Origin of the sequence: Acinetobacter sp. 1000160 (genome assembly GCF_000588715.1) — a bacterium.
GTDB lineage: Bacteria > Pseudomonadota > Gammaproteobacteria > Pseudomonadales > Moraxellaceae > Acinetobacter > Acinetobacter courvalinii.
Genome location: NZ_JFWP02000004.1, coordinates 208449 through 231481 on the forward strand (window position 1 = coordinate 208449; position 23033 = coordinate 231481).

General features: G+C 45.3%; 22 protein-coding genes and 2 tRNA genes. 14 read left to right on the forward strand and 10 right to left on the reverse strand.

Annotated elements, in window-relative coordinates; genetic code table 11:
• Positions 1–41: 41 nt before the first annotated feature.
• Positions 42–1541 carry a PLP-dependent aminotransferase family protein gene (locus J699_RS08860; RefSeq protein ID WP_032868489.1) on the reverse strand — a complete coding sequence of 500 codons (1500 nt, stop codon included), beginning with the start codon at positions 1539–1541 and terminating at the stop codon, positions 42–44.
• Positions 1542–1694: 153 nt separating this feature from the next.
• Here J699_RS08860 and gabT point away from each other — a divergent pair, with 153 nt between their 5' ends.
• Both gabT and J699_RS08850 read left to right on the forward strand, forming a co-directional pair.
• Complete coding sequence (gene gabT / locus J699_RS08855) at positions 1695–2987, forward strand: 4-aminobutyrate--2-oxoglutarate transaminase (protein WP_032868490.1); 1293 nt, start codon at positions 1695–1697, stop codon at positions 2985–2987.
• On the forward strand, positions 2984–4432 hold the full coding sequence (locus tag J699_RS08850) for an NAD-dependent succinate-semialdehyde dehydrogenase (RefSeq protein ID WP_032868491.1): 1449 nt from the start codon (positions 2984–2986) through the stop codon (positions 4430–4432). Before gabT ends, J699_RS08850 begins: the two co-directional genes overlap by 4 nt.
• A gap of 108 nt (positions 4433–4540) precedes the next feature.
• On the opposite strand, the gene J699_RS08845 is transcribed toward J699_RS08850, so the two are convergent.
• A complete protein-coding gene (locus tag J699_RS08845) occupies positions 4541–5218 on the reverse strand; it encodes a hydrolase (RefSeq protein WP_032868493.1) in 678 nt (225 codons plus the stop codon).
• 136 nt (positions 5219–5354) lie between these two features.
• Here J699_RS08845 and J699_RS08840 point away from each other — a divergent pair, with 136 nt between their 5' ends.
• Positions 5355–6275: a LysR substrate-binding domain-containing protein gene (locus J699_RS08840; protein WP_032868495.1), complete on the forward strand. Its 921-nt coding sequence runs from the start codon at positions 5355–5357 to the stop codon at positions 6273–6275.
• 8 nt (positions 6276–6283) lie between these two features.
• Here J699_RS08840 and J699_RS08835 read toward each other — a convergent pair whose 3' ends face one another.
• Entirely contained in the window at positions 6284–7210 is a 927-nt protein-coding gene (locus J699_RS08835; protein WP_032882829.1) for a LysR substrate-binding domain-containing protein, read from the reverse strand.
• Positions 7211–7279: 69 nt separating this feature from the next.
• Positions 7280–7906 carry an isochorismate family cysteine hydrolase YcaC gene (ycaC, locus tag J699_RS08830; protein ID WP_004657244.1) on the reverse strand — a complete coding sequence of 209 codons (627 nt, stop codon included), beginning with the start codon at positions 7904–7906 and terminating at the stop codon, positions 7280–7282.
• Between the two features lie 286 nt (positions 7907–8192).
• Here ycaC and J699_RS08825 point away from each other — a divergent pair, with 286 nt between their 5' ends.
• The 4 genes from J699_RS08825 (at position 8193) to J699_RS08810 (ending at position 12049) form a co-directional block, all read left to right on the forward strand.
• The gene (locus tag J699_RS08825) at positions 8193–9059 is read left to right on the forward strand and encodes a pirin family protein (RefSeq protein WP_032868497.1); all 867 of its coding nucleotides are present in this window, start codon (positions 8193–8195) and stop codon (positions 9057–9059) included.
• Positions 9060–9491: 432 nt separating this feature from the next.
• Positions 9492–10790, forward strand: coding sequence for an FAD-dependent oxidoreductase (locus tag J699_RS08820; RefSeq protein ID WP_005282532.1), 1299 nt, complete (start codon positions 9492–9494; stop codon positions 10788–10790).
• Position 10791: 1 nt separating this feature from the next.
• The gene (locus J699_RS08815) at positions 10792–11619 is read left to right on the forward strand and encodes an SAM-dependent methyltransferase (protein ID WP_032868498.1); all 828 of its coding nucleotides are present in this window, start codon (positions 10792–10794) and stop codon (positions 11617–11619) included.
• A 7-nt stretch (positions 11620–11626) separates the two neighbouring features.
• Complete coding sequence (locus J699_RS08810) at positions 11627–12049, forward strand: GFA family protein (RefSeq protein ID WP_032868499.1); 423 nt, start codon at positions 11627–11629, stop codon at positions 12047–12049.
• Positions 12050–12058: 9 nt separating this feature from the next.
• Here J699_RS08810 and J699_RS08805 read toward each other — a convergent pair.
• Both J699_RS08805 and J699_RS08800 read right to left on the reverse strand, forming a co-directional pair.
• A tRNA-Thr gene (locus tag J699_RS08805) sits at positions 12059–12134 on the reverse strand.
• 100 nt (positions 12135–12234) lie between these two features.
• Positions 12235–12561, reverse strand: coding sequence for a gamma-glutamylcyclotransferase family protein (locus tag J699_RS08800; protein ID WP_032868501.1), 327 nt, complete (start codon positions 12559–12561; stop codon positions 12235–12237).
• Between the two features lie 122 nt (positions 12562–12683).
• Between J699_RS08800 and J699_RS08795 the strand changes: the two genes are divergently transcribed.
• The 3 genes from J699_RS08795 (at position 12684) to J699_RS08785 (ending at position 15386) form a co-directional block, all read left to right on the forward strand.
• A complete protein-coding gene (locus J699_RS08795) occupies positions 12684–13271 on the forward strand; it encodes a class I SAM-dependent methyltransferase (RefSeq protein WP_032868503.1) in 588 nt (195 codons plus the stop codon).
• A 7-nt stretch (positions 13272–13278) separates the two neighbouring features.
• The gene (locus J699_RS08790) at positions 13279–14286 is read left to right on the forward strand and encodes an HNH endonuclease (RefSeq protein ID WP_032868504.1); all 1008 of its coding nucleotides are present in this window, start codon (positions 13279–13281) and stop codon (positions 14284–14286) included.
• 146 nt (positions 14287–14432) lie between these two features.
• Positions 14433–15386: a hypothetical protein gene (locus J699_RS08785; RefSeq protein WP_032868505.1), complete on the forward strand. Its 954-nt coding sequence runs from the start codon at positions 14433–14435 to the stop codon at positions 15384–15386.
• Between the two features lie 165 nt (positions 15387–15551).
• Here the strand turns inward: J699_RS08785 and J699_RS08780 are convergent.
• A tRNA-Ser gene (locus tag J699_RS08780) sits at positions 15552–15641 on the reverse strand.
• A 123-nt stretch (positions 15642–15764) separates the two neighbouring features.
• On the opposite strand from J699_RS08780, the gene J699_RS08775 reads away from it, so the two are divergent.
• The 3 genes from J699_RS08775 (at position 15765) to J699_RS08765 (ending at position 19188) form a co-directional block, all read left to right on the forward strand.
• Positions 15765–17645: a potassium transporter Kup gene (locus J699_RS08775; RefSeq protein WP_032868506.1), complete on the forward strand. Its 1881-nt coding sequence runs from the start codon at positions 15765–15767 to the stop codon at positions 17643–17645.
• A gap of 159 nt (positions 17646–17804) precedes the next feature.
• Positions 17805–18878, forward strand: a complete 1074-nt coding sequence (locus J699_RS08770) for a DNA/RNA non-specific endonuclease (protein WP_032868507.1) — start codon at positions 17805–17807, stop codon at positions 18876–18878.
• 67 nt (positions 18879–18945) lie between these two features.
• Positions 18946–19188: a hypothetical protein gene (locus J699_RS08765; protein WP_005227777.1), complete on the forward strand. Its 243-nt coding sequence runs from the start codon at positions 18946–18948 to the stop codon at positions 19186–19188.
• A 49-nt stretch (positions 19189–19237) separates the two neighbouring features.
• On the opposite strand, the gene aqpZ is transcribed toward J699_RS08765, so the two are convergent.
• Together aqpZ and J699_RS08755 are read right to left on the reverse strand one after the other, a co-directional pair.
• Positions 19238–19927 carry an aquaporin Z gene (aqpZ, locus tag J699_RS08760; RefSeq protein ID WP_005227775.1) on the reverse strand — a complete coding sequence of 230 codons (690 nt, stop codon included), beginning with the start codon at positions 19925–19927 and terminating at the stop codon, positions 19238–19240.
• Positions 19928–20104: 177 nt separating this feature from the next.
• On the reverse strand, positions 20105–21112 hold the full coding sequence (locus J699_RS08755; protein WP_032868508.1) for an AraC family transcriptional regulator: 1008 nt from the start codon (positions 21110–21112) through the stop codon (positions 20105–20107).
• Between the two features lie 116 nt (positions 21113–21228).
• On the opposite strand from J699_RS08755, the gene J699_RS08750 reads away from it, so the two are divergent.
• Positions 21229–21873 (forward strand): sterol desaturase family protein, encoded by a 645-nt coding sequence (locus J699_RS08750; RefSeq protein ID WP_032868510.1) that lies wholly within the window; start codon positions 21229–21231, stop codon positions 21871–21873.
• A gap of 302 nt (positions 21874–22175) precedes the next feature.
• Here the strand turns inward: J699_RS08750 and hisF are convergent, their stop codons facing one another.
• Positions 22176–22934, reverse strand: coding sequence for an imidazole glycerol phosphate synthase subunit HisF (gene hisF / locus J699_RS08745; RefSeq protein WP_004657307.1), 759 nt, complete (start codon positions 22932–22934; stop codon positions 22176–22178).
• Positions 22935–23033: the final 99 nt, after the last annotated feature.

Consider the following 23033-nt stretch of genomic DNA (forward strand, 5'->3'; position numbering starts at 1 on the left):
AGAGAATCCCGGGAACGAGATTCTCTATTTTTCATTTGTGCTTAAGGCAGGGTCGCAACCCCTGCTTCACGTAGACATTGCAATAACACACCAAAGGCCATGACCATATCTTTTTCATTGACACAGGCAAAACCCATTAGCAGTCCACGCTGCGCATGAGCATGGGAGTGCATATAATATTGTGACAGTGCGCGTACCTTGACACCTCGTTCCAGTGCGGTGGCGGCAACCGCGACATCGTCGCATTGTGCCGGAAGCTTGAGCACCAGATGCAAGCCGGCCGCCTCATCATATTCATGCACAAATTCAGGTCCCAAATAACGGTTAATCAGGCTCACCAGATAGTCACGACGTTTGCCATACAGTAAACGCATACGGCGGATATGCGCTTCATAATGGCCTTCACGAATAAATTCAGCCAAGGCTTTCTGCTCGAGCAGATGTCCACCCCGATATAATTCCGCTGCCACAATCCGTAAAGGGGAAAATAGCGGCTTAGGCACCACCACATAACCAATGCGTAATGAAGGGTAAATGGTTTTACTAAATGTGCCCATATAAATCACGGGCGCATCATTTTCCAGACCTTGCAGGGAAGGATAAGGCTGGCCAGAGAAGCGGAATTCACTGTCATAGTCATCTTCCACAATCCAGCTGTGATGTTGTCGGGCGATCTGGATCAGTTGTTTTCTTCGGTCCAGACTTAAATGCGAACCGAGTGGATATTGATGTGAGGGGGTCACAAAAATCAGTTTAGGCGGTTCGGCTGGCTGTTGTTCCGGAATAATCCCTTCGGCATCAACCGGCATGGCCTGAATATCCAGCCCGTTGATCCTTAAGGTATTGCGCATGCCCCAATAGGCCGGGTCTTCAATCCAGACACGATCGCCAATATCACTGAGCGCCCGTGAAACCAGATCAATGGCCTGATGGATGCCTTCGGTAATAATGATCTGGTCTGCATCGCACTGCACGGAACGGGCAACACGGAGATAGTCGGCCAAGGCGCTGCGCAGTTCAATACAGCCACCGGCGCTGCTATAAATCAGCCGGTTAATATCGGGTTCACGGCTGAGACGGGCCTGGATACGACTGAAAATATGATGCGGAAACTCGGTGACATCAGGAGCGCCCGGGACAAACGCTCCCCATTGATGTGGAGAAGCCGCAGCATAGCCCAATAAACTCGAGCCGCGTTGTGACAGCACCACCGAGGTTTCTTGCTGGGCAACAGGCGCTTGTTTTTTATTGATCTTGGTATTTAAAAAGGCTTCAGGAAGCTGTTCTGCCACCCAGGTGCCATGTCCGGTACGTGCCTCCAGATAGCCTTCTGCCTGAAGTTGTTCATAGGCTGAAAGCACCGTATTACGGGACACATGAATTTCACTGGCTAAGTCACGTGAAGCAGGCAAGCGGGTTTTCGGCTGGATGACGCCTTCGATAATGGCCCCGCGTAAACAGCGAAATAGGCGTTGATGTAGTTTTCCTTCCATGTCCTGTTGGAGACGTTGTAATAAATGGTCTCCAAGTAAACTACGCAATTGGCTCTCTCCTTCAATTTAAAAGTGGCTCTCGTCACTGGCCTTCATACGCGCGAAATTACAGCTATAGACAGTCCTGGTAAAACATCCTGAAAAAAACGAGCTGGATGTCGGGCAACACTGTAACTGACGATGAAAATATGAGGGAATTAAATGAACAATCAACATTCTGCACTTAACGCACGTAAACAGCAAGCCACACCACGTGGTGTGGGCGTGATGTGTCAGTGGTATGCGGCAAAAGCCGAAAATGCCACCATTTGGGACAAGGACGGCAATGCCTTTATCGATTTTGCCGGCGGGATTGCGGTGTTGAATACTGGCCATCGTCATCCCAAGGTGATGGCCGCGGTGACTGAGCAACTGACAAAATTTACCCACACGGCTTATCAGGTTACGCCTTACGAAAGTTATGTGGCTTTGGCTGAACGGATTAATGAACGTGCGCCGATTGCGGGGGCAGCCAAGTCGGCTTTCTTTACCACAGGTGCCGAGGCGGTTGAGAATGCCGTGAAAATTGCACGTTCATATACTGGCCGTCATGGCATTATCACCTTTGGTAATGGTTTTCATGGCCGTTCATTCATGACCATGGCCATGACCGGTAAAACAGCGCCGTACAAACGTGATTTTGGGGTGATGCCAGCAGGGGTGTTCCATGCCCGTTATCCTGTGCCAGCCAAAGGCATCAGCGTCGATGCAGCTATTGCCAGTGTTGAAGATATTTTCAGTGAAGACATTGCCCCGCATGACGTGGCAGCGATTGTACTGGAGCCAGTGCAAGGTGAAGGCGGTTTCAATGTGGTACCTGCCGAGTTCTTAAAGCGTTTACGTGCCTTAAGTGACAAGCATGGTATTTTACTGGTGGCGGATGAAGTCCAAACCGGTTTTGCACGTACAGGTAAACTGTTTGCCATGAACCATTACGAGACCAAAGCCGATCTGATCACCATGGCAAAAAGTCTGGGTGGCGGTTTCCCGATTTCAGGTGTAGTGGGGCGTGCCGACGTGATGGACGCGCCAAACCCGGGTGGTCTGGGCGGAACCTATGCAGGTAACCCGATTGCGGTTGCGGCAGCCCATGCGGTAATTGATGCGATTGAACAAGAGCAACTGTGCGAACGTGCCAATGAACTGGGTGCCGAGCTGGTCACTGTGCTTAAACAGATCCAGCAGGCATCGGGTGAGGTAGTGACCGATATTCGTGCACTCGGATCGATGGTGGCGGTTGAACTGGAAACGGCTGAGCAAGCAAAAGCTGTACAAAATTATGCAATGGAAAACGGTTTGTTACTCCTGACTTGCGGTAAATACGGTAACGTTATTCGTTTCTTATACCCATTAACTATTCCTGCTGCACAATTCCGTCAAGGTCTGGAGATCTTGAAACAAGGTTTTGTCGCATTGAATCCACAGCGCATAACAGCAATGGAGCAACCTGCATGATTCAGAACAATTTGCAGTATCTGTTAAAACATCCCGATATTGCATTTAATCAGCCTGCATCCAGTAATTATATTGAAGTCAACGATGCAGCAACTGGCGATAGCTTGGCTTGGGTCAAAAGCTATGACCGAGCGGCCGTTGATGCGGCGATCCAGCGTTCTGCCCAGGCGCAGGCAGCTTGGAAAAAGCAAACCGCACTGGCACGTGCCGATGTATTGCTGAGCTGGTACAACCTGATGCTCGAGCATAAGGAAAATCTGGCACAGATTCTTACTGCCGAACAGGGCAAACCGCTGGCGGAAGCCCGTGGTGAAATTGCCTATGCCGCTTCTTTTATTCGCTGGTTTGCAGAGCAGGCACGCCGTATTGATGGTGAAGTGCTAACCTCAACCCAGCCGAACCAGCGTTTGCTGGTGATTAAACAGGCCATTGGGGTAACGGCGGCCATCACGCCGTGGAATTTCCCTGCGGCAATGATCACCCGTAAGGCAGCACCTGCAATTGCGGCGGGTTGTAGCATGCTGGTCAAACCCGCAGAGCAAACCCCATTAACCGCTTATGCCCTCGAAGTATTGGCCTTACAGGCTGGCTTGCCTGCCGATATTTTAATCAATATCAGTGGTGATGCGATTGAAGTCGGCAAGACTTTATGCGAAAGCGACATTGTGCGAAAGCTCAGTTTTACCGGTTCAACCCAGGTCGGTCGTATTTTGATGCAGCAATGCGCACCAACCATTAAAAAGCTTTCGCTGGAATTGGGGGGGAATGCACCGGTACTGGTATTTGACGATGCCAATCTTGAGCAGGCCGTGCAGGGCATTATGGCCAGCAAATACCGCAATAGCGGTCAGACCTGCGTGTGTGCCAACCGTATCTATGTACAAGATGGCATTTACGATGCTTTGGCAGATCGTCTGGTGGAAGCGGTGTCTAAGTTGAAAGTGGGCGATGGCCGTCAAGAAGGCTCAACCCAGGGACCGTTGATTGATGAAGATGCGATTACCAAAGTTCAGTCGCATATTACCGATGCAACTGGCAAAGGTGCGACGCTACGCATTGGTGGACAACGTTCGGCTTTGGGTGGAACATTCTTTGAACCGACCGTGTTGACGGGCGTTACCCAAGACATGAAGGTCTCGAAAGAAGAAACCTTTGGGCCACTGGCTGCTTTATTCCGTTTTAAAACCGAAGACGAAGCGGTGGCAATGGCGAACGATACCGAGTTCGGTCTGGCGGCGTATTTATTTACCCAGAGTACAGCCCGTCAATGGCGAGTCGGTGAAGCACTGGAATACGGCATGGTCGGCATCAACACGGGTGCGATTTCCAATGAAGTTGCGCCATTTGGTGGTGTGAAACAGTCGGGCTTAGGCCGCGAAGGTTCAAAATTCGGTATCGAGGAATATACTGAAATGAAGTATCTGTGTGTGGATTTATCTGAATAAGACCTAAAAACGTTTTATGTCTTAGTTTAGCAATGTTCTACACAGCATAAGTTTGATAAAAAGCCAGTCATGCCCATTCATGACTGGCTTTTTTCATTCTGACTGGGCTTAGCGGGCCGAGTCCAGTCTTTCATTATTCTGAACCACAGCCTGAGCTTTGCTGTAGCTTTCGATCAGTAACTGGTAGGCCGGGAAAATCTGGGTATAGACCTGTGCCCATTCCAGTGCGTCATCACGGTTCCAGGTACGCTGGATTTCAGAGGCCACCGCTGCGGTATCCATGGGCACCACACCTGCCTGTACCACACGGGCCAAGGTAATTTCTTCTGCCATTTTGCTATAGGTGCCCGAAGCATCAATCACGGCAAATACTTTATAACCTTCTGCAACTGCACTAATCGCAGGGAAAGCCATACACACACTGGTAATGGTTCCCGCAATAATTAAGGTATTGCGACCGGTTGCTTTGACTGCATTGACAAAGTCCTGATTGTGCCAGGCGTTGATTTCACCTTTACGGGCGATATATTGCGCATGCGGTGCATTGGCATGAATCTCGGGAATCAGCGGTCCATTCGGACCTTGCGGCACCGACGCTGTCGTGATCACCGGAATCTTGGCCAGGCTGGCGATCTTGGCCAAAGCTGCGGCACGTTGGCGTAACTCGGGCATGGGCATATCACCGACCGTCTGGAATAAGCCACTCTGATGGTCGATCAATAGCATTACGGCATCATTGACATCAATCACAGGTGCCTGACCATTGAAATTTGCTGGTGTTGTCATTGTTGTATCCTCATCTTGTCTTAGGGGGTATAATTAATAATATAGACAGGACGATGACTGAAAAATATCTATAATAGGATATATTGTCATGTCAAAAGAACAATGCTGCTGAATACTGACAGGTTGAGCAAATAAGATGAAAGATTTAAATGACTTATATTTCTTTGTCAAAGTCATCGATTGCGGTGGCTTTTCTGCCGCCAGTCAGGAACTGATGGTCACCAAGTCCTTATTGAGTCGCCGCATCGCCGATCTGGAAGAACGTCTCGGGGTCAAGCTGATCAACCGGACCACCCGACAGGTTTCGATTACCGAAGTGGGTAAAATCTATTATCAGCATTGCAAGGCCATGTTGATTGAGGCCGAGGCAGCCGAGGAGGCCATCGAGTTTTTAACCGCTGCACCACGCGGCCTGATCAAACTGTCTTGCCCGACCAATTTATTGCATATCAATATCAGCCAGATGCTGAATGAGTTTTTGCAGCTATATCCCAAGATCAGCCTGCATGTGGAAGCCACCAACCGCCGGGTTGACTTAATCAATGAACGTTTTGATCTGGCGCTACGGATTCGAACTTTGCCTTTGCCAGACAGTGATTTAATTGTGCGGGAACTGGCGCTGGCACGGCAGTTTATTGTCGCGAGTCCAGACCTGTTACATCAGTTTTATTCAATCAGTGAACCGCAGCAATTGACCCAGTTTCCGGTGCTGATGATGGAGTCTTTTGCACCTGAATATCATTGGCAATTATTTTCGCAGGATCAACAGGAACTGAAAGTACAGTGCCATCCACGACTGACCACTACTGATTTAACAGCATTAAGAGAAGCTACTTTACAAGGACTGGGTATCGCTAAATTACCGGAACTGATGGTGGCTGAAGATATCAAACAGGGGCGCCTGATTCATGTTTTGCCTGAATGGCAACCCAAGCCTGAGCTGATCCATCTGGTGTATACCTCCAGACGCGGCTTGCTGCCCTCAATGAAATTATTGATCGATTTTCTAGTCAAAAAGTTTGACGAAATGAAACAACACAACTCGGTGTTGTATTAATCAGAGTCCTATAACGAATAGCCGCTGTCAGTTTTTGCCAATTCACGCAGGCCCTGCATCAGGGTCTCGATCAGTTTTTCCACCACCAGACGTTGGCCTTTACGTGAGGCATACACCAGTTGTACCGTACCGCGATTGGATTTCCATTCGGGCAGTAAATGAATGAGTTTGCCTTTTTCAATATCGGCTTTCACGGTCAGGGAGGGGAAGGCTGCGATGCCCCGCCCATCACGCACCGCATAATACACGCCTGCCAGATCATTACTTTTGACCCGTGGCTGATACGGCACATCCACCGTTTCATCCCGCTCAACATGACATAAGTGCCAGTAATATTGATGTTTTTGTATACCTAGGGCCACGCTCGGATAGTGCTGCAAGTCTGAATAATGCTGTATGGTCTGGCCTTGCAGTAATTCGGGGGCCGCCACCAGACAATGTTCGGTACGAATCACGTCACGGACAATCAGGCTGGAATCCTGATTCGGTTCAAAACTGGTACGGATCGCGATATCAATATCATCATGCAGCACATCGACACGACGGCTGGTCAGTTCCAGAGAGATGTCAACTTTGGGATAGTTTTTTAAGAACTGATTCAGTAATTTACGAATCTGAAAATGCATCATCAACGGTGGGCAACTGATCTTGACCGTACCTTGCGGTTCATTTTTCTGTTTCAGCAAGACATTTTCGGCACATTCCACTTGGGCAATGACCTTGCAGCATTCTTCATAGAATTCCTGGCCTAACTCGGTGACTTTAAAATGCCGGGTGGTGCGCTGGATCAGGCTGACATTAAACTTCTGTTCCAGTTCAATAATGCGACGGCTCAGCTTGGATTTACTGATATTTTCAGCTTCGCTGGCCGCACTAAATCCGCCGTGTTTCACCACCAGATAGAAATAATGAAAGTCATCAAATGAGTTGATCAAGGCAAAGCAGATCCGGTAAATACGACAAGATCAGGATAGCATTAACTGTCCTGATCTTAATAGGGCGGCTTATTTTTCTGCGGTGTTGGTGAAGTAGCTGGTCATCAAATTGCGGTAATCCGGAATGTGATTCGAGAATAAAGCCCCCAGCCCTTCGATGTCATTGCGCCAGTCACGGTGCAGTTCACAGGCCATGCCAAACCAGGTCATCAGCTGTGCGCCGGCTTGTGACATACGGTCCCACGCGGCATCGCGAGTGAGCGCATTAAAGGTTCCCGAGGCATCGGTAATCACAAACACTTCAAAGTCTTCTGCCAAGGCAGACAGCGCAGGGAATGCCACACAGACTTCCGTCACCACACCGGCAATAATCAATTGTTTTTTACCGGTGGCTTTCACTGCCTTGACAAAATCTTCATTGTCCCAGGCATTGATCTGGCCTGGACGGGCAATATAAGGCGCATCCGGAAACAGTTCTTTCAGTTCAGGCACCAGTGGACCATTCGGGCCATTTTCAAAGCTGGTGGTTAAAATCGTCGGTAAGTTGAAGTATTTTGCCGCATCTGCCAAGGCCAGCACATTGTTTTTAAATTTGTCTGGATCAATATCCCGAACCAGTGAAAGTAGGCCAGCCTGGTGATCGACCAAAAGAACCGCTGCGTTGTCTTTGTCTAGGCGAATATAGTCTTTAGCCATTGTTGTATCCTCATGTTGTTGTAAAGAAGAAGACGGATAAGAAGATGAAGGTCCGTACTGCTTGAAATTATGCTAGTTAAATTTTTAAGTCAGATGAAGCACAAAAAATGAGACAAACAATATCAAAAATAGGATGATTGATTATATTTAGCTTTCAATAGGCTCCTTAATTTTAAATTGTCCTATAGATAGAATAATGTGTTGCCATTCTGAGGCTATAAGCCCCCCTGTTGCAGGCGTAAAATAGCATCCAACAGCAGAACTTCTACTCTATAGGAGAAACCAGATGAAGAAAATTCTTGGTGTGTATCAGAACAAACACATGCACTGGGTCGGTGATGGTTTCCCGGTGTATAACCTGTTTTCGTATGACCGTTTAGGCCAGAGCCTGAGTCCGTTCCTGTTACTGGACTACGCTGCGCCTTATCGTTTTGATCCAACTACAGCGCAACATGGGGTGGGTTCACACCCGCATCGTGGCTTTGAAACAGTCACCATTGCTTACCAAGGTGAAGTGACCCATAAAGACTCCAGTGGTGGTGGCGGAACCATTAAAGCGGGTGATGTGCAATGGATGACGGCCGGTGGCGGGATTCTGCATCAGGAATTTCATTCGCCTGAATTTGCCCACGAGGGCGGCTTGTTTGAAATGGTGCAACTGTGGGTCAATTTGCCCGCTCATTCAAAAATGACGCAAGCAAAATATCAGGCCATTGAAGCCGACCAGATTCGGCACATTGCCCTGGATGATGCAGGCAGTGAAATGCGCATCATCGCAGGTCAATATCAGGACGTGGATGGCGCCGCTACCACCTTTAGTCCGGTTAATGTCTGGGATGGCACGATTGTACAGGGTCAGCAACACAGCTTTTATGTGACCGAAGGCCATACCACCTTATTGGTATTGCTGTCTGGGAAAGTGAGCGTGAATGACGACCAAAGCATTGAAGCGCCAAGTCTGGTGGTACTGAGCCGTGAAGATATCGAGTTTAGCCTCAAGGCGGAACAGGACAGTAAATTCCTGATCCTGACCGGTCAGCCACTAAATGAACCGATTGAAGGTTATGGGCCTTTTGTCATGAACAGCAAAGCGGAAATCGTTGAAGCTGTACGTGATTTCAATAGCGGTAAATTTGGCCGGATGGAGGCTTGATTGCGCAGTTAAATCCAAGCCTATGTAAGAAAGCCCGTCACACCTTGAAGTGTGACGGGCTTTCGCTATAAGGGTCCTCTATTGATTTTTTTAATTTATTGTCACTTATAATTATTCAGCTTATTATGTGACTTTGTTCTCGTTCTTATATCAAAAGAATAGCGCTAAATTTGTGCTTTGCAAAGCCCCTAAAGCCCTGAAAATGAAAAAATAAAGAATGTTCTGTATAGTTTTGTGGCCTAAAAGGTAATTTTTTGAATGGTTTCATTGGCTTAAGTGCAGAATCAGAATTGTGATAAAATGTAACAATAAATGAACAATGAAATTCAACAAAACATGGCCTGAAATGCTGAATCTGGTATTTTTTAATACCGTATTTGGCCCGAGTATCAGTCATAATCAAGAAAAATCATCAACTGATGGGACATAATTTTGGATATTGCAATTATTGGCAGTGGAATGGCAGGACTTGCCTCAGCCAGAATCCTACATGATGCAGGACATAAAGTAACGATATTCGAAGCGCTCGCAGGTCGAGGCATGGATAGTCATAGTATTGACTTTGATGGTGGCATTATTGATGCACCTTTGCGTGTCATGAATCCAAAGCTGTGGCAGAACACCCTGAGTCTGGCCAGCTACTTAGGTATTGAAACTTTCCCGGTACGCACTTTTATGGCGTGCAGCTGGCTGTTTGAAGATAAAACAGAGACTTGGCTCACCACCTCACGCAGCCGCATTGGTAACTTCCCGATCATTAATAACCGTAAAGGCATCCAGCAATATGGCTGGCGTCTGGTCAAGGGCATGTTGCAGCTGAAAACGGCAGTACACCAATTCTTTAAGTCAGACAAGCAGGACATTACCTTAGCTGAATTTATGAATCAATATCATATTGAGGAAGTGTTCTGGCATGGTACGGTGATGCCAGTGCTGTATACCATTTGTACCTGTCATCCCAAGACTATTGGTGAATGGCCAGCCAAACCATTATTGGAATTTATTCGCCAGTTGACCGAAGGTGAAGCCTTATTGCGGATGAAAGGCGGCACGCCCGCGCTGGTCAGCCGCCTGATTGATGGCATTGAGATCCATAGTGGCTCACCGGTGAAGACAGTGGAAGAGCAGGGCGATAAAGTGCTGGTGGAAAATGACCAGGGCGAGCGCCAGCTGTTTGACCGGGTGGTGATTGCCACGCCAACCCCAGCGATTGAAGGCTTCCTGAAACAGCCGCAGTTTGCTGAAGATATTGCCTTGCTGAAAAAATTCCGTTTTGAAGAAGGTGATCTGGTCATTCATACCGACCCGATTGTGATGCCGCAACGCCGTAAAGACTGGGCGGTACTCAGCTATATGATGGACCGTAAATTTACCCGTCAGCAATTTACCGTGTGGATTAACTCGATTGAACCGACGCTGGTCGGTAAAAATGCCGTGTTCCAGACCTGGTGCCCAGTCATTGACATTGATCCGAAGAAAATCATTTCCAAGGTCAAACTGACCCGTGCGGTGGTGGACTCGGAAACGGTCGCGCTGAATAAACAGATCCAGCAGCGTCATTTAGACCAAAACCGTAAAGTGTTTTATTGTGGTTCATGGTCATGTGATGGTTTGCCAATTTTAGAATCGGCTGTCACTTCAGCCATGCACATTTCTGAAATTTTAGGTGCGCCGTTACCTTTTGTTGGACTAAAACCAAAAGTGAAGGTTGCACCCGAACTCGGTTATTAATATGCGCTTCTTCAAGCAGGCACTGATTGAAAAAGTCATCGGGCATAAATATGCCATTGATGCCGGGCATCTCGGAGATGACGCAGCGCTTGCCTGGAGCAATTTGGGCTTTTGGCAGGACCAGCAGCAGGACTATGCGCTGGCTTGCCAAAGTCTGGCCGATCAGATCGCTGCCTCCCTACAACTCAAATCAACAGATCGTGTTTTAGATCTGGGCTGTGGACAAGGGGCCAGCCTGTTGCACTGGTTACAGCAATACCAGATTCAACAACTCAGCGCAGTTGAACTGCAACCTGCCTGTGTACAACGAATTCAAAAATACTTACCGCAAGTTCAAATTTATTGTGCAAATTTTTTGAATTTAAAAGCACTGCCACTTTTGAATTCATTTGATGCGGTGCTGTGTATCGATGCAGCTTATCACAGTGATTTGAATTCATTTCTTGATGCCGTGTCCCCGGTTTTAAATTCAAAAGGCCGAATCGCATTTCATACCTTGATGTGGTCAGAGAACTGGGCAAACTGTGGATATCTTCAACAACAGCACTATCATTACCTGTTAAAGAGCGCCGATGTGCATTGGCAGCAGCTGCTAGATCAGCAGCAGCTTGAGCAGACCTTGGCGCAGCAGGGTTTTTGCGAAATTCAGATTCAGGATTTTTCCGAACCGGTGTTAAAAGGTTTTGCTCAATATATTGAGTCGCGAAAAGCTGAAAAGCATGGTTTTGATTTTGCCCAGTTCAAAATCGAGATGACTGCCAAGTTGTGCCGAAAACTCTATCAGGATGGATTAGTACGTTATATTCAGGTCAGTGCAGTAAAACAGTGAGAACAAGATGCCAAATCAATATAAAGGTTCATGCCTGTGTGGGGCGGTGAGCTATCAGGCGGAGGTTGCGCCACGTTATCGTTTTAATTGTCATTGTCGTGATTGCCAGAAGGCCACGGGCAGTGCCTATGCGCCGATTGCATTCTTTCATCAATCCGAACTGAAGATCGAAGGCGAACTAAAATATTTTGAATCTTTGGGATTGTCTGGCAAGCCGATTCGCCGAGCCTTTTGCCCAACCTGTGGTTCGCAAATGTTTGGTTTGCCTCAGCTGGTACCGGAGATGATTTCAATTCGTGCAGGAACGCTGGATGATCCAAATCTGTATCAACCACAAGCAGAATGTTTTGTGAGTCATGCCAATGAATGGGATCTGTTAAATCCGGATATTTCGCATTTTGAGAAAATGATGGGGAAGAAAAGAGAATAAAGCAAGAAATGGTGCCGGCACACGGATTCGAACTGTGGACCTACTGATTACAAGTCAGTTGCTCTACCAACTGAGCTATGCCGGCAACGTGGCGAGAATTCTACAGAATTTGTTTAAAAAAACAAGCGAAAAAATAAGCAAACGGATGAATTTAATGGGCCTATGGAATTTTCGCCAGTTCAATTCTATTGATTCAGCGCATAAACAAAGGAATCAATGATTTCGCCTGTGTTTAAATGGGCTTTGACAGGCACACGTTGATAGTCTGCACCTTCGAATTCGTCCAATTGTTGCCAGTGTTGTTCCAGGTTGTCTGAGAAAAATACAAAGCCAGATACTTGATTTTCGCTTTGATCTAAAACAATACCCGGAAAGCCAAGTTCTGCTCCCCAGCCTTGTTGTTTGAGGGTACCAAATACATGTGCTTCTGCCCATGTACCACCAATATTTTCCATGATATGGGCATTGGGACGGTTGGGTCCTAGAGTCCCATAAACAAATAAACTGAGCATAGTGAAGGGTAGGGAGGTAAAAGGAATAGGGTAGTAAAATAATAAACTAAGAACTTTATTGATGCCTCATGAATATGTGTTTTTATTTTTGGTAGAATCGAAAAAAATTACTCATGTTATAAATGAAACATACTCTAGATTATTACGATATCAATGCATTGGAATTTTTCGAGTCTACATCTAAAGTAGATATGGAGAGCCTATACCAACCGTTTTTACGTTATCTACCAGCCCATGCCTTTATACTTGATTTGGGCTGTGGTTCAGGTAGAGATACCTTGGCTTTTAAGAATAAAGGTTATCAGGTTACAGCAATAGATTATTCAAAAGAGTTGGTTGATAAGGCAAGATGCTTGACTGGAATCGATGTGCGTTTTGAAAGCTTCTATGAGTTGTCTGAGCTAAATCAATATGATGGTGTTTGGGCATGTGCTTCACTATTACATTGTGAAAGAAAACGTTTGCCTGAGGTGTTGGAGAAAATACTAAAAGCATTAAAAGTGAATGGAATCTGCTATATATCATTTAAATATGGGAAGGAAGATCGTTACAAGGATGGACGACAATTTACCGATATGAATGAGTCACAAGTACAGAACCTATTAAAAAAATTTGATAATATTTTACTGTTACAACAATGGATTACCATTGATAAGCGTCCCGATCATAATGAAGATTGGCTTAATATCGTATTTCAAAAACAAAATTGAATAAATAATGTCAGTATCTATACCTACACCACAGCAGCAACTCAAGTTTCTGAAACAGATTCAGCAAATTTTACATTCAGGAAGTTTTTCTTCGACTTATAAATTTGCTTTATTGATGAGTCTTTCCCGCTTGGCGATTGAACAGGGACGCGATACTGGAGAAGGCTTAACTTTAGACTATCTGGATATTGCAGAAAAATTTATAGATTTATATTGGAAGCAGACACTGCCATTTCATTTTAATGAAAATGAACCGTTCCGATTACAACAGAATAATGGAAAGCAAGCAGGAATTATCAGCTTAATTTACACTGCTCAGCAAAGTTATAAATCCCTTGCCTTAGCCAGACGAGATCATGTGTATTGGTTGCAATTGAAAAAGAAAGTGGCAGATATCGTAAAGAAAATGCCTGTAACTTACCTACAGAATTTGAAAGGGCAAAATATTGAGTTTTTATATCGTTTAGAAGATTCTCGAAAACAGCTCATACTTTTGCCTAATGTCATGTATTGCTTGCGTCAATTCAGTGAAATTATTGAAGAGTTATGCCAGAAAAAGTGGGTTGATTTTGTTAGATTAAATAAAGGTAATTTATTGGTTCTGGATGGTTTACCTGATCTGGCAACATTCATGTTTGAACCTAGCCGAAATCAGCTTCGACAAGTAGGGGAATTTCTAGTTGACCTGCAGGCATGTAAATGCTTCTACTGTCAAAAGCCAATTAAACAAAATAAATGGGCTGTAGACCATTTCATACCTTGGGCAATATACCCAGCAGATACAGGTCATAATTTTGTACTTGCAGATGAAAAATGTAATTCAGCTAAAAGTGATTTCTTGGCGTCGGAAGATTTTTTGTTGCAGTGGCAAGAGCGAAACCAAAATTTTGATAGCCTTATTACAGAGGAGTTATCAAAGCTTGGATTTCTGACGAATATTGAAAGATCCCATAGTGTTGCGAGTTGGGCGTATCGGCAAGCTAAAGAGAATGGATATCTATTATGGGATCAGTGATATAGATTATTTTTGAATTTATCTAAATTGTTTGAGGCAAAGTACCTAAAAAATCTAACTTGGGAATTAATAAGTATTTCATAATAGGTTTACATGTTTTGGGGAAGCTCATTTAAAGGGCGTTATAAAAATTGGTTTAATGAATAATGAATGATTTAACAACAAGATTTTTAAATAATTTTAGTCAGTGGCATGAGGTAGGGCTAACAACTATAAAAGTAATTATTTCGATTGGAATATTGTGCTTAGTTGCCTATCTTCTCACAATTGGTTATATCCCTTCAGAAATTAGCTTTGGCGATACACTCATTTTTCTATTGATTTTTGTTGCCTGTTCTATTGTCTATACTGGATTAAGCATAGTGCTGTTTTTCTTCGGGATTTCATTGATGCCTATCGCCTATCTAATTTTAAGTGCCATAGATAAATATTTACCTCAGCACATACAAATAGGTAGAAAACTTCCCTTTCCAAAGATAAGTATCCTGACACTAGCTGGCTCTCTTTATCTTTTATATACCATTCGAAGTTTATTGTTATTGCATTGGAAAATCAGTCTTTATGTAGCACTTACTTCGGCCTTTATTTCACTTTTCTATTATGCTTTTTACATTAATAGGCAGAAGATCAAAGAGTTTAGCAATAAGTTTGAAAACTTAAAGGAGATTATTGATGATCCTGATGCCAGTGAAAATCTTAAAGCATTTGCAAGAACTAAATTAAAGAGATTAGAAACACATATTAAAGACAGTATACAAATATCGTTCTTTCTTATCCTAATTCCCCTTGTACCTATGTTTTTTATTGGAGATATTGGCAAAGTATTCTTAGATTTCACAATGCAAAAAACAGGTGTCAGTATAGAAAAAGCGACACTGTATATTAAAGCCCCTTATGCCAGCTTAATTGATTTACCTAAAACAACGACTCCTGAGTTAAGCGAACATCAAACCTTTATTTTTAAGGATGTAAAAGTTTTATTTCAGGGTATTGGTAAAAATACTCTGATTGCTTACAAAGTTAAAAAGATTGAGAAACAGATCGTTATTCCGAATGAGTACATTACGATTGAGAAAGTCCGGAAAGTTGATGATAACTAGATTTAAACTATTAGATAGTTTAATTATAAGTAACTGTATTTTAATTAAAATTATTGAGATTTTAAATATTCCTATAAAATTAATTGAAAAAATAAAAGCAATAAAAAAGCCTAAATCCTTCGATTTAAGCTTTCTCATTTCATGCACACACATGAATTAAAATTCTGGCGGTGAGAGAGGGATTCGAACCCTCGATACGCGCAAACGTATACACACTTTCCAGGCGTGCTCCTTCAGCCACTCGGACACCTCACCAAGGTGTGCGATAGTAACCAAAAAAATGCGGGCTGCCAAGTTGTGATGAACAGATTTGCAGAAAAACTTTTTGGCTAATGATAAGATTGCGCCATATAACGTTTTAGTTTGAAGCGACATAATATGCAAAGTACTGCAAAAAAAGCCGCATTGCCCGCGATGACGCTGGCAGCATTAGGGGTGGTATTTGGAGACATTGGGACCAGTCCGCTCTATGCGATACGGCAATGCTTTGTCACAGGACATGTGGATATCAGTGAAGGATCGATTCTCGGCATCCTGTCGCTGATCTTCTGGTGCATGAACCTGACCATCAGTTTTAAATATGTGTCGATGATCATGCGTGCAGACAACAATGGCGAAGGCGGGATCATGTCTTTGCTGGCATTGAACCTGCGTTCTAACGTATTCACTAACAAGAATAAAATCTTTCTGATCGCATTGGGCTTTATCGGGGCATCTCTATTCTTTGGTGATGGCATTATTACGCCAGCCATTTCGGTACTGTCGGCGATTGAGGGCCTGAGTCTGATCACACCCACACTGGATCGTTGGTTAGTCCCGATTGCGCTGGGTATTTTAACCGCTTTGTTTATGGTGCAACGACATGGTACTGCCACCATGGGCAAATTCTTTGGGCCGATCACCTTATTATGGTTCGCATCTATTGGCCTGATTGGCCTGTGGAGCATCATTCAGACTCCGTATGTGTTGATGATGGTCAATCCTTACTGGGCGTTGCATTTTGTCTATGACCAGCCGACAGTTGCCTTTATTACCATGGGAGCGGTGATCCTGACCATGACCGGTGGGGAAGCGCTCTATGCCGATATGGGCCATTTTGGACGGATGCCGATCAAGCTGGCCTGGTTTATCGTGGTCTTGCCGTGCTTGCTGCTCAATTATGCCGGCCAGGGCGCCTTACTGTTGCGTGATGCCAAGGCGATTGAAAACCCGTTCTATCTGCTCGTGCCTGACTGGGCCTTATTCCCGATGATCGGACTGGCAACTGCCGCAGCGGTGATTGCCTCTCAAGCGGTGATTACCGGTGTGTTCTCGATGGCCAATCAGGCCATGCAGTTACGCTATTTGCCACGTCTTACCGTGCACCATACCTCTGATGTAGAGCAGGGCCAGATCTATTTGCCTTTCATTAACTGGGTGTTGTTTATCTCGGTGGTGATCCTGATTCTGCTGTTTGAAAGCAGTGCCGAACTGGCCAGTGCCTATGGCGTTGCGGTGACCATGACCATGCTCTGCGGTACCATCCTGATCTCGACGCTGGCCTATGGGGTGTGGCGTTGGCCTGCATGGAAAGTGGCGTTGTTTGCGGTGCCATTCCTGATCATAGATCTGATTTTTGTCGGTTCAACCTCATTAAAAATCCTCTCTGGCGGATGGGTACCAATCCTGATAGGTGTGGTGGTCTATACCATTCTGATGACCTGGAAACGTGGTCGTGAAATCGTGTATAACCGCATGGAAACCAATGCGTTGCCAATCGAATTATTTATTAAAAGTATTGGCATGAGCAAGGAAACCCAATATGTGCCAGGTGAAGCGATTTTCCTGACCGGTACCCCGAATATTGTGCCGCATGCGATGTTGCATAACATCAAGCACAACAAGGTGCTGCATGAGCGCAATGTGATGGTGACGGTTTATACGCAGGATATTCCCTATGTGGCTGAAGCCGACCGCTTAAAAGTGGAAAAGCTGGATGAGCACTTTTATCGCATCTATGTCTATTATGGTTTCAAGGACCAGCCGAATATTCCGGTCGCGCTGGAACAGGCCTATAAACAACTGGATTTTGAGTTCGATATGATGCAAATGAGTTTCTTCATTTCGCGAGATCGTATTGTGCATACCGTTGGTGATGGCATGTCACCATGGCGTGAAAAGCTGTTTATCTCGATGCAGCGCAATACCAGTCCGGTCAGTGACTTCTACCAGATTCCGACCAACCGTGTGGTGGAACTGGGTAGTCAGATCGAAATTTAAGTTGAAGTTGATAAAACAGGCACGCTCAAGTGCCTTTTTTATTGTCTGTTGAGCAAGTGTACAGATTTGCGACATAAAATGTCGCTCTAGGCTGAAACCCAATATACAGCAAGGCTTTGAGTTGTTAAGCTGCGCGTTCATATTGATTTTGATGTAGTTATGGCGAAGAGACCAACCAGAAAGGGTAAAACTCCATTTGCTTTTTTGAGCCAGAATGTTGGAAAGCTTGTGCTGGCTGCAGTCGCGACGGGAAGTTTTGCGATTGCATTTGGCAATGAAAAAATTTCGAAACTGATCCCGTTCCAGTCCAGTAATGGCGCCTGTTTAAAACCGTTCTATCGTGATGTGCCGCCGTTATTGAGCAAAGACAGTCTGAAAAAAGACAGTTATGCCTTGTGTTTTAATGACTTCAATGTAATGTATTCGGGCATCTCCAAGACCCCGTTGTGGTCAGCGGAATATCTCACCCCTGAACGTTTAAGTGTCAAAATCAAACGTGAAGATAATTTCCATGAAGAAACCCGGGTGCAGTTGGCGCATCGCGCGTTGTTATCGGATTATCGTGGTTCCGGCTATGACCGTGGCCACATGGCACCTAACGGGGACATGAACAATACCGCAGCCCAGTATGACAGTTTCTCCCTGGCCAATATGGTGCCGCAAGCCCCTAAAAATAATCAGGAAGTCTGGCGCAAACTGGAAGAAGCGGTGCGTTCCATGGTCACCAAACAGCATAAAGATGCCTATGTACTGACCGGACCAATCTTTGAAGGCAAACGCCTAAAAACCATTGGTAAAGGGGTGATTGTCCCGACCGCGGTGTATAAAGCGGTGTATTTACCCAAGCAGGGCATTATTGGTGCCTACTATGCGCCAAACAATAATTCATTACAGGTCAAAGTGGTGAGTGTCTGCTATCTGGAAGAAAAGCTGGGAATTAATTTATTCCCACAATTGACCGAACAGCAGAAACGCAATGTCTATCAGTTGCCTTTGTCTGCGCAACAGGTGAAGCCGAATAAGGACATCAGCTATTCACATTGGGATGGGCAAAGCCAGTGTGCGGAAGAGGCCAAGACTGATGCCATTCAGGCCCAGCAGCGTCAATTTACCTCACAATCGACTGAGTCGGCAGGCAGTAAGTTGCCGCAGATTGATGAACAGACCAAGCAGGCCATGATTAACCAGCTGATCAATGCCTTGGTACAGTATTTCTTACAAATGTTGCGCTAAGAAACGCTTGCAAAGTGATCGTGCTTGGCTCATGTTGGGTGAGAGACAACAATAACGAGAGAGAAAGATGTTTAAACCTTTTGAACATGGTGATGAGTCGTCAGCAATTTATGACCTGACCCTGGAAAATCAGGTGGATTGTGTGAGCTTATATGGCAATTTGCAAATCACCAAAGATCAGGCTGGTTTAAAAACCGCAAAGGCATTACAAGGCTTTATCAATGAGGTGGTGGCAGCCTTGGAGAAACAGGAACTGCCTGAACAGATCGAGCGCCAGCTGGAACAGGACATTGAGAATCCATTTTTATAAATAAAAAAACAGCCGATACAGGCTGTTTTTTTTATGCGGTGTGATGCGCTTAGTTTTTCTCGCTGCCCACCACTTTGTAGATCACTGCACCGATAATGGCACCAATGATTGGCGCAACCCAGAATAACCACAACTGGCTAAGTGCAGCAGTTTCCGCAAATAAAGCCACCGCAGTACTACGTGCCGGGTTCACAGAAGTATTAGTCACAGGGATACTGATCAAGTGGATCAGGGTAAGCGCCAAACCAATCGCAATCGGTGCGAAGCCAGCCGGTGCACGACGGTCCGTCGCACCCATGATCACGATCAGGAAGAAGGCTGTGAGGACTACTTCGATCAGGAATGCTGAAGCCACAGAGAAGTGGTTTGGAGAAAGTTCGCCATAACCGTTGGTCGCGAAGCCGCCTGTACCGGCAAAACCGGCCTGACCTTGTACGATGATGTACAGCACGAATGCTGCCAGCGCACCACCAATCACCTGAGAAATAATATAGGGCACCAGGTCTTTGGCATTAAAACGTCCACCGACCCATAAACCGACGCTGACCGCCGGATTAAAGTGACCACCTGAAATATGACCAAAGGCATACGCGCCCGTTAATACAGTTAAACCAAAAGCAAGTGCTACACCAAGAAAGCCGATGCCAAGCTCTGGAAATGCTGCTGCAAGTACAGCACTACCACAACCACCAAAAACAAGCCAAAAAGTACCAAGAAATTCTGCTAAATATTTGTTCATTGTTATCACCAAACATGTTTTAAAAAATAAAAAAAACAAGCATCCAAAACGTTATTATGGATATGTGTCAACAGTGTGAAAAAAGTGTGAACTATTTCACATAGGTATATAGGCTCTTGTATAAAACGTGTGAAAAAATGGATCAGTTGTGAAACCGTTAGTTCATGGGTAATTTTATTAAGAATTGTAAATTGTGTTGTTGTTTCGCCACTGTTGCGGGGTTTGCCCGGTCCAGATTTTAAAAGCACGCTGAAAAGCGCTTTGTTCCGAATAACATAGCAGTAGCGCAATTTCCTGCAAACTGAGATGCGGATCTTTGAGATATTCAGTGGCCAGCATAAAGCGCACCTGTTGCACCCGTTGCTGAAAAGTCGTGTGTTGTTGTTGTAAATGACGCTGTAATTGGCGCACGGAAAGGCCCAGCTTTTCGGCAATAAAATCGAGCTGATATTGGTTTTTTTGCAGGCCAGTCAAAATGGCATGTTGTAAACGTTGATCCAGTTGGGTCGAATTGGGCAATTTATCCAGCAAGGCTTGGGCTTGCTGCAACAACAGTTGCTGTAAGGTGTGATCACCGCTACGTAAGGGTTTAAATGCCTCGCTAACCGGAAGCAGTAACTGTGTTTTAGGCTGATCAAAGCGCACTTTACAACGGAAATACTGCTCATAAATGCTGATGTTTTTAGGTGCGGCATTGACGAAATGCACTTCATGCAGCTGAATTACGTCACCGGACATAAATAGCTTGAGAAATTGCACCATCAGCGCAATGGCAATTTCATCGGTCAGTTGGGTCGGATGCGGTTCAGGCGCTTCCCAGCGGATGGAGGCATAGCGATCATTGAATTCGACCACCAAAGGACTGCCATCATAAATCAGGCGGTGAAAGTCATGATAACGCGCTAAAGCTTCGCCCAGATTTTCACAGGATAAGGCCAGATAGGCAATAATCCCCAGATGTTTGGGCTGTACATAGGCGGCGATTTCCAAGCCTAGGCCACTCTTCGGATGTAGTCGATTTAGATCTTCTAACAGATCCCGCCAAATCACATAATCAAAGCGTTCCTGATTCTGAACCTGTTGTAATTGTTCAGGAATGGCAATCTGTTCTGCTTCACAATAGGCTTTTAACAAATGCCCCAAACCACCAAAAACAGAGCCGGTATAGTGCTTGAGCTGTGACATCCTGTCCACCTGTTCGCTTGTCGTGTTTTGTCAATATAACTATAGCCTATCGTCAATACTTCGCCTATCAAAATTTATATGCTGAATAAAAATAAGCAAATATAGGGGAGAAGACCATGATTAAGGGTTTTATCGCAGGCTTGGCAGTGGCGAACGCATTTGAATGGTTTGCCCATAAATACATTTTGCATGGCGTACATCGTCCCGGTCAGCCACGCTATAGTCCGGTACCGAAAAGTATGGAGTCGCACTGGGCCCATCATCGTGAAGTGCGTAAGCAGCAGTTTTCTGACGACTGTTATGTAGAAGGTGTTGAGCATTGGCGCACACGTAATGAAATCATGTCATTGGCGGTGGTGGCCGGTGTTGCCAGTGTGGCGTTCTATCCACTTTCAAAAGGTATGTCTCTGGCCGCGCTGTATAGTGCAGGCAATTATTATTATGTACACCGCCGTGCGCATCTGGAACCGGATTGGGCCAAACGAACCATTCCCTGGCATTATGATCATCACATGAATTCCAATCAGGATGCCAACTGGTGTGTGACCCGACCATGGTTTGATTATGTGATGGGTACCCGTGTGGTCTCATCTGCAGACTTAAAAGAGGCCAATCCATTGGGTCTCCGCTTGCCAGCAGTATTGTCTCAAGCCCTGACTCAAGCAGTAGAGGCTGTTTTCCCGGTAAAATGGGTGGAGCACAAACCTAAACTGGTCACAGCAGTGCCGTCGCAAGATCAAGCCGATGATGCGGTGGCTTAAAGCGACCGATAAAACAGCATACGGGTTTGGTCAGCAGGATTCATAACGGAAGAATCAAAATTTTGTCGTAAATTGTCAATGAAAATGGTTTTTAATGTCAATATTTCTACAGATTTTAGCGCTACTTTAGCTCAGACAAAATATTTGACTATATTTTGCTCAAAATGGATATGTATGTTTTACCCTCTAGCGTTATATAACGCCGTTTCTTACCTTGCCCAGCAAGGTATTTTTTTGCCTGTAAAAAGCTTTCCATAAAAAAACCTCTCATCAGAGAGGTTCATATTTCTATCCCTGATGTATCAGAGACGCATTTCAATACCTTGTGCCGCAAGATATTGTTTTGCTTCTGGAATGGTGTGTTGACCAAAGTGGAAAATAGAAGCCGCAAGCACTGCATCTGCACCACCTTTTAAAATACCGTCAGCCAAATGCTGTAAATTGCCTACACCGCCTGAAGCAATGGTGGGAATATTGACACGGTCATTAATCTGGCGCATCAAGGCAATGTCATAGCCTGCTTTGGTACCATCGGCATCCATACTGGTAATCAGTAGTTCGCCTGCACCGAAGTCGGCCATTTTTACCGCCCATTCAATCGCATCGATGCCAGTCGGTTTACGACCACCGTGGGTGAAAATTTCCCACTTGTTCTCGCCGGTTTTTTTTGCGTCAATCGCGACCACGATACATTGAGCACCAAAGCGTTGCGAGGCTTCCTGTACAAATTCAGGGGTAAATACCGCTGCCGAGTTGATACTGACTTTATCGGCACCGGCATTCAGCAATAAACGGATATCTTCAACTTTACGGACACCACCACCGACAGTTAACGGTACAAACACGCTTTCTGCCATGCGTTCTACGGTACGGTAGGTGGTGTCGCGTCCATGATGGGTAGCAGTAATATCTAAAAAGGTGATTTCATCGGCGCCTTGTTCGTTATAACGACGCGCCACTTCGACAGGGTCACCTGCGTCACGAATATCAAGGAATTGAACGCCTTTGACGACTCGACCATTATCAACATCTAAGCAAGGGATAATACGTTTTGCGAGCATAAAATTTTCCAAAAAATCGCCAATAAAGAAAGGGGTGCTACACCTTCATGGAGGGAACAGGTATTCTATCAAACTTCACAGCTATTTTTTGCAGGTTTT

Coding starts and splice junctions, on each gene's coding strand:
- gabT (WP_032868490.1), top strand. CDS start 1,695: ATGAACAATCAACATTCTGCACTTAACGCACGTAAACAGCAAGCCACA.
- J699_RS08850 (WP_032868491.1), top strand. CDS start 2,984: ATGATTCAGAACAATTTGCAGTATCTGTTAAAACATCCCGATATTGCA.
- J699_RS08845 (WP_032868493.1), bottom strand. CDS start 5,218: ATGACAACACCAGCAAATTTCAATGGTCAGGCACCTGTGATTGATGTC.
- J699_RS08840 (WP_032868495.1), top strand. CDS start 5,355: ATGAAAGATTTAAATGACTTATATTTCTTTGTCAAAGTCATCGATTGC.
- ycaC (WP_004657244.1), bottom strand. CDS start 7,906: ATGGCTAAAGACTATATTCGCCTAGACAAAGACAACGCAGCGGTTCTT.
- J699_RS08825 (WP_032868497.1), top strand. CDS start 8,193: ATGAAGAAAATTCTTGGTGTGTATCAGAACAAACACATGCACTGGGTC.
- J699_RS08815 (WP_032868498.1), top strand. CDS start 10,792: ATGCGCTTCTTCAAGCAGGCACTGATTGAAAAAGTCATCGGGCATAAA.
- J699_RS08810 (WP_032868499.1), top strand. CDS start 11,627: ATGCCAAATCAATATAAAGGTTCATGCCTGTGTGGGGCGGTGAGCTAT.
- J699_RS08800 (WP_032868501.1), bottom strand. CDS start 12,561: ATGCTCAGTTTATTTGTTTATGGGACTCTAGGACCCAACCGTCCCAAT.
- J699_RS08795 (WP_032868503.1), top strand. CDS start 12,684: ATGAAACATACTCTAGATTATTACGATATCAATGCATTGGAATTTTTC.
- J699_RS08790 (WP_032868504.1), top strand. CDS start 13,279: ATGTCAGTATCTATACCTACACCACAGCAGCAACTCAAGTTTCTGAAA.
- J699_RS08785 (WP_032868505.1), top strand. CDS start 14,433: ATGAATGATTTAACAACAAGATTTTTAAATAATTTTAGTCAGTGGCAT.
- J699_RS08775 (WP_032868506.1), top strand. CDS start 15,765: ATGCAAAGTACTGCAAAAAAAGCCGCATTGCCCGCGATGACGCTGGCA.
- J699_RS08770 (WP_032868507.1), top strand. CDS start 17,805: ATGGCGAAGAGACCAACCAGAAAGGGTAAAACTCCATTTGCTTTTTTG.
- J699_RS08765 (WP_005227777.1), top strand. CDS start 18,946: ATGTTTAAACCTTTTGAACATGGTGATGAGTCGTCAGCAATTTATGAC.
- aqpZ (WP_005227775.1), bottom strand. CDS start 19,927: ATGAACAAATATTTAGCAGAATTTCTTGGTACTTTTTGGCTTGTTTTT.
- J699_RS08755 (WP_032868508.1), bottom strand. CDS start 21,112: ATGTCACAGCTCAAGCACTATACCGGCTCTGTTTTTGGTGGTTTGGGG.
- J699_RS08750 (WP_032868510.1), top strand. CDS start 21,229: ATGATTAAGGGTTTTATCGCAGGCTTGGCAGTGGCGAACGCATTTGAA.
- hisF (WP_004657307.1), bottom strand. CDS start 22,934: ATGCTCGCAAAACGTATTATCCCTTGCTTAGATGTTGATAATGGTCGA.